The organism is Herbaspirillum sp. GCM10030257, assembly GCF_042666555.1.
GTDB lineage: Bacteria > Pseudomonadota > Gammaproteobacteria > Burkholderiales > Burkholderiaceae_D > Noviherbaspirillum.
In genome coordinates this window covers 1-4,624 of sequence record NZ_JBHTDH010000074.1, presented here as the reverse complement: position 1 = coordinate 4,624, position 4,624 = coordinate 1, and the positions used below count along the sequence as shown (strand labels likewise).

The window sequence follows — 4,624 nt, the reverse complement described above, 5'->3', positions numbered from 1 at the left end:
CAACTCGGTGCTGTTCGTCATCGCAGTGAGCTGACCAGACGCTTCGCGGCTTGGCATCAGATCACTGGAGCCACCCCAAATCCGTCTACTGCACAATGAGTGCCACTCGACCAGCGGTCTCTTTACGTCCACGACGCTAAGTTGACAGGGCCCTCGATACCGGTTTAATCAACGCGTATCATTCAACGCGCGCCTCACTCGGCGGATGACCGATAATGCGCTTGAACGCACGGCTAAACGAGGCTTCGGATTCGTAGCCGAGGCGTCTGGCAACCACCGCCACACGCATGCCTTCGCGCGCGATCCAGTGACGAGCCTGGAACATCTTTACGCGGGCCACATATTTGGCTGGCGTCTCGCCGACTGTGTTTGAAAACTTTTCGACAAAGCTGGAACGCGATGCGCCCATTACTTCGGCTAGTTCAACCAACGACCATTCACGTTCGGGCTCACGGTGAATTGCCGCCAGTACGCGGCCGATCTGTGGACAACGTACGGCAGCGATCCAGCCGGTCGCATCGCTGCACGCGCATTCCACCCACGCGCGAATGATGCTGGCTGCCAGCACATCGGCCAGGCGTGCGAGGATGCCGCAGGCGCCGATGCGATCGAGCGCGACCTCACGTTCCATCGCCTCCAACATCGCGAGCACTGCCGGATCACGCTTGGCCAGATCATAGGCCCGCATAACGTTCGGCATCATTGCCAGCAGCGGGTGCAACGGGTCAAGGTTAAAGCGCATTGCGCCGCAGAATAAGATGTGTGCCGCCGTCTCGTCCCTCGCATTAACGCTGCGCGTCGAGGCGAAATCGCCATTCACCAGGTACAGATTCTCCGAAACGACATTGCGCGACAACGTATCAATATTTACCGCCGGGACTTCCCGTGAGCTCGCCATGATATGAAATGTGCCGCGCGGCAGCAGCACTGCATCGCCGGGATTCAGGTGTATCCAGTCCGTCGTCTGCGTGTGCATCCAGCAACTGCCTTGCGCGACGAAATGGAAACGTGCCTCACGCGTGGATGGAAACGCCACCGCCCAGGGTTCACGCATAACGCAGCGGCCGTATTCGACGCCTTCGAGGCGCATGCCAAGGAGGATTTCTGTCAAGGTGTCGCGGGTGTCTTTGGGGTCCATGTTTGCCTCCTTTACTCCCACCTCTGCCGCTCCGGACGAAAAGTCAAGAGATTGGATTTAAATGGCATGGAAAGTACAGAATTTTAACCATAAACTGGCATCCCTACAATGTTTTGAGGTCCGCGATGAACGAAGCTACTTGCGCCGCATGTCCTAATTACCAAGACGCGGCGAGCCCCACCGCTCCTTTATCTACTGAAATTGTTAAGAGCTGCGACGCTAATTGGGCCGGCATTGCCAGTCTGGCGCTCGGCGTATTCGGTCTCGTCACAGCCGAATTTCTGCCGGCCAGTCTGCTCACGGCGATGTCCATCGATCTCGGGATTTCCGACGGTGCCGCAGGACAGGCCGTCACCGCCACCGCGATAGTGGGCGCCGTCGCTGCACTGACGATTCCGGTACTGACTCGCAACTTCGACCGCAAGCGCGTTGTCCTCATGCTGACCTTGCTACTCGTGCTCTCCAATGTGCTCGCCGCGACGGCAAACAGCCTTTCGGTGCTGCTCGCATCGCGCGCACTGCTGGGCATCGCGCTTGGCGGCTTCTGGTCGATGGCCGGCGCGCTGGCGATGCGTCTGGTTCCGGGCAGCCTGTTCGCGCGCGCCATGTCCATCATCCTTACCGGCGTTTCCGTCGCCACCGTATGCGCTGCACCTATCGGTGCATACATGGGTGACCTGTGGGGCTGGCGTAGTGCGTTCATCGCCGCAGGCGTCGTGAGCATCATCACGCTGATCGCACAACTCTTCACCATTCCCGCACTTCCGCCGAAGGACCACGCCAGTCTGAAGGTAATGTTCGAATTACTTGGCCGCACCAATGTGCGTGTCGCCTTGCTTGTGGTGTTGTTGGTGATTTCCGGACACTTCGCCGGCTTCACCTACATCCGCCCGCTAATGGAACAGATCACCCAGCTTTCGGGAAGCACCATTTCTGCTGCCCTACTTGGCTACGGAATCGGCGGTTTCTTCGGCAATTTCGCTGGCGCCTTCATCGCCGAACGCAATGAGCGTGATGCCATCGTGTTCGGCGGCGCGCTGATTGCCGCACTTGCCGCCACGCTGTGGGTAGCCGGCACATCGGCGATCGTCACTGCCGTTGCGATTGCGTCGTGGGGCTTTGCCTTCGGTGCCTTCCCGGTCGGCTTCCAGACATGGATTGTGCGAGCTGCACCCGACCAGGCTGAAGCTGCAGGGGGCCTGCTTGTCGCTGCATTCCAGACCGCCATTGCCAGTGGTGCGATCGGCGGAGGGATTCTTGTCGACCACATCGGAGCGCTGGGCGGCCCAATCTTTGCCACCGTAGCGCTCACGCTCGGCACGCTACTGACATTGCGCTATGGTCCGCGTCCGGCACACGTATGAATCCTAGCGTTGCAACGAACAAATCATCGTTCGCGACAACACATTCCTTTCCTTCACCCACATCGCTTCATTCCAAACCACCATGACACAAAACGATTTCATCAATCGCCGCATAGTCCTTGCAGAACATCCGAACGGTATTCCCATACTTTCAAATTTTCGTCTGGAAGAAACCCCGATTCCGACGCCGCGAGACGGGCAAGTCCTGCTGCGAACAGAATGGCTTTCACTCGATCCCTATATGCGCAACCTGATGGAGAAAGTCGGTCCCGGATATGCGGAACCAGTGCCGCTCGGTGCGCCCATGGTTGGCGGCACAATCAATTGCATCATCGAATCGCGACATCCCCGGTTTAACGTCGGTCAACTTGTCATCGGCAATGCAGGCTGGCAGGACTATTCACTTTCCGACGGCAGTGACCTCATGCCAGTCGGCGATCTGGTGCAGCCTTCATTGGCATTAGGCGCGCTCGGCATGCCGGGCTTCACCGCCTACATCGGGCTGCTCGATATCGGCGCACCCAAGCCGGGTGAAACGGTGGTGGTTGCCGCTGCCACCGGCGCCGTGGGCTCGGTAGTGGGTCAAATCGCCAAGGTTAAAGGCGCCCGTGTCGTTGGCATTGCCGGTGGCTCTGACAAATGTCGTTATGCAGTGGAGGAACTGGGTTTCGACGCCTGCCTGGATCACCGCGACCCACGACTGGCGCAGCAGCTTGCGGTTGCCAGCCCAGCCGGCATCGACGTGTACTTCGAAAGTGTAGGCGGCGTAGTCTTCGATGCCGTGCACCCACTACTCAATCTCAACGCCCGTGTGCCAGTGTGCGGTTTCATCGCCCATTACAACGAACGGATGACAGCTGGACCAGACCGCTTGCCAAAATGGATGGCCACGCTATTGGCAATAGCGTATCCGCATGCAAGGTTTCATCATCCTTGATCACTACGCTACACGCTTCGATGCTTTCCGTCACGACATGAATGCATGGCTCACCGCCGGCAAAGTGAAGGTGCGTGAACACGTTATCGACGGTCTGGAGAACGCGCCCGCCTCCTTTATCGGTCTGCAAGAAGGCAAGAATTTCGGAAAACTCGTCGTACGCGTCGCTGGAAACTGAGTGGCGGACCGAGTCGTAATTATGAATAAAGGCAAGGTTGACCAGGTTGACACGCCGTACGATGTGTATAGCAGTCCTACGCGGTTCACAGCAGCGTTTTTAGGCGGTAATAACATTTTCGACGTGAAGATTGTTAAGAATGAAGACGACCACTACGTACTCGACTCGCAAGATGGAACATTCCTCGTAACGTTTTCACATGATAAGTGAAGCGCTCATTGGCACGGTTGTCAACGTTTACCTCGAAACGAGCAACAAAAAGCAAATCGTGGTTCAGTTGCAGTCAAGAGAGCTTGATTCGCTTGACCTGTCGATCGGACTATCGTTGTATGCATCCTGGCATCCCGAAGACTGTCATCTTGTATAAAGGTTTATGTTGATCCGGCTGTACTACACAGCTGAATCGACTGCCACGTTTGCCCAATTTATGTGCACGCACACTCAAGGTAGGCGATGCATGGTCGTAAAAATGAAGTCCTTGCTAAATACAAAAGATTCTCAGGTGTTTTTCTCTGCTGCTTATAGCGGCTCTCAAAACATCTCCATCTAAACATCACTTATATGGATCCAGATAACTATGAGTAAAATTCTCCACGTAGCTGCCAGCCCCCGAACCGATCGGTCAATTAGCCGCCGCATGTCCCAAACCTTTCTGGAAGCATGGCGAGAGTTGCATCGCGACGATGAAGTGATCGTACGCGATGTCGGATTACGCCCTCCCCCGTTCGTATCGGAGGCCTGGATCGCTGAATTAGGGAGCGCGGACTTTATCCTCGTCAGCACGCCGATGTATAACTATGGAATGCCAGGTACGCTTAAGGCATGGTTTGATATGGTAATCCGCATCAATAAAACGGCCCTGTCAACTTAGCGTCGTGGGCGTAAAGAGACCGCTGGTCGAGTGGCACTCATTGTGCAGTAGACGGATTTGGGGTGGCTCCAGTGATCTGATGCCAAGCCGCGAAGCGTCTGGTCAGCTCACTGCGATGACGAACAGCACCGAGTTG

At 56.5% G+C, this 4,624-nt stretch carries 4 protein-coding genes and 1 pseudogene; 4 read left to right on the top strand and 1 reads right to left on the bottom strand.

Annotation, left to right across the window (positions count from 1 at the left end; all coding sequences use genetic code 11):
• Positions 1 to 178: 178 nt before the first annotated feature.
• On the bottom strand, positions 179 to 1,138 hold the full coding sequence (locus ACFQUU_RS28975) for an AraC family transcriptional regulator (protein WP_382252066.1): 960 nt from the start codon (positions 1,136 to 1,138) through the stop codon (positions 179 to 181).
• A 125-nt stretch (positions 1,139 to 1,263) separates the two neighbouring features.
• Between ACFQUU_RS28975 and ACFQUU_RS28970 the strand changes: the two genes are divergently transcribed.
• From ACFQUU_RS28970 to ACFQUU_RS28955, 4 genes and pseudogenes are all read left to right on the top strand, one after another.
• Positions 1,264 to 2,502: an MFS transporter gene (locus tag ACFQUU_RS28970; protein ID WP_382252064.1), complete on the top strand. Its 1,239-nt coding sequence runs from the start codon at positions 1,264 to 1,266 to the stop codon at positions 2,500 to 2,502.
• Between the two features lie 82 nt (positions 2,503 to 2,584).
• A pseudogene (locus ACFQUU_RS28965) lies at positions 2,585 to 3,617 on the top strand (NADP-dependent oxidoreductase).
• A gap of 199 nt (positions 3,618 to 3,816) precedes the next feature.
• A complete protein-coding gene (locus tag ACFQUU_RS28960; RefSeq protein WP_382252062.1) occupies positions 3,817 to 3,984 on the top strand; it encodes a TOBE domain-containing protein in 168 nt (55 codons plus the stop codon).
• Positions 3,985 to 4,194: 210 nt separating this feature from the next.
• Complete coding sequence (locus ACFQUU_RS28955) at positions 4,195 to 4,488, top strand: FMN-dependent NADH-azoreductase (RefSeq protein WP_382252060.1); 294 nt, start codon at positions 4,195 to 4,197, stop codon at positions 4,486 to 4,488.
• Positions 4,489 to 4,624 lie beyond the last annotated feature (136 nt).

What these genes read in the sequence shown, in the direction of transcription:
- ACFQUU_RS28970 (WP_382252064.1), top strand. Translation starts at nt 1,264, where the DNA reads ATGAACGAAGCTACTTGCGCCGCATGTCCTAATTACCAAGACGCGGCG.
- ACFQUU_RS28975 (WP_382252066.1), bottom strand. Translation starts at nt 1,138, where the DNA reads ATGGACCCCAAAGACACCCGCGACACCTTGACAGAAATCCTCCTTGGC.
- ACFQUU_RS28960 (WP_382252062.1), top strand. Translation starts at nt 3,817, where the DNA reads ATGATAAGTGAAGCGCTCATTGGCACGGTTGTCAACGTTTACCTCGAA.
- ACFQUU_RS28955 (WP_382252060.1), top strand. Translation starts at nt 4,195, where the DNA reads ATGAGTAAAATTCTCCACGTAGCTGCCAGCCCCCGAACCGATCGGTCA.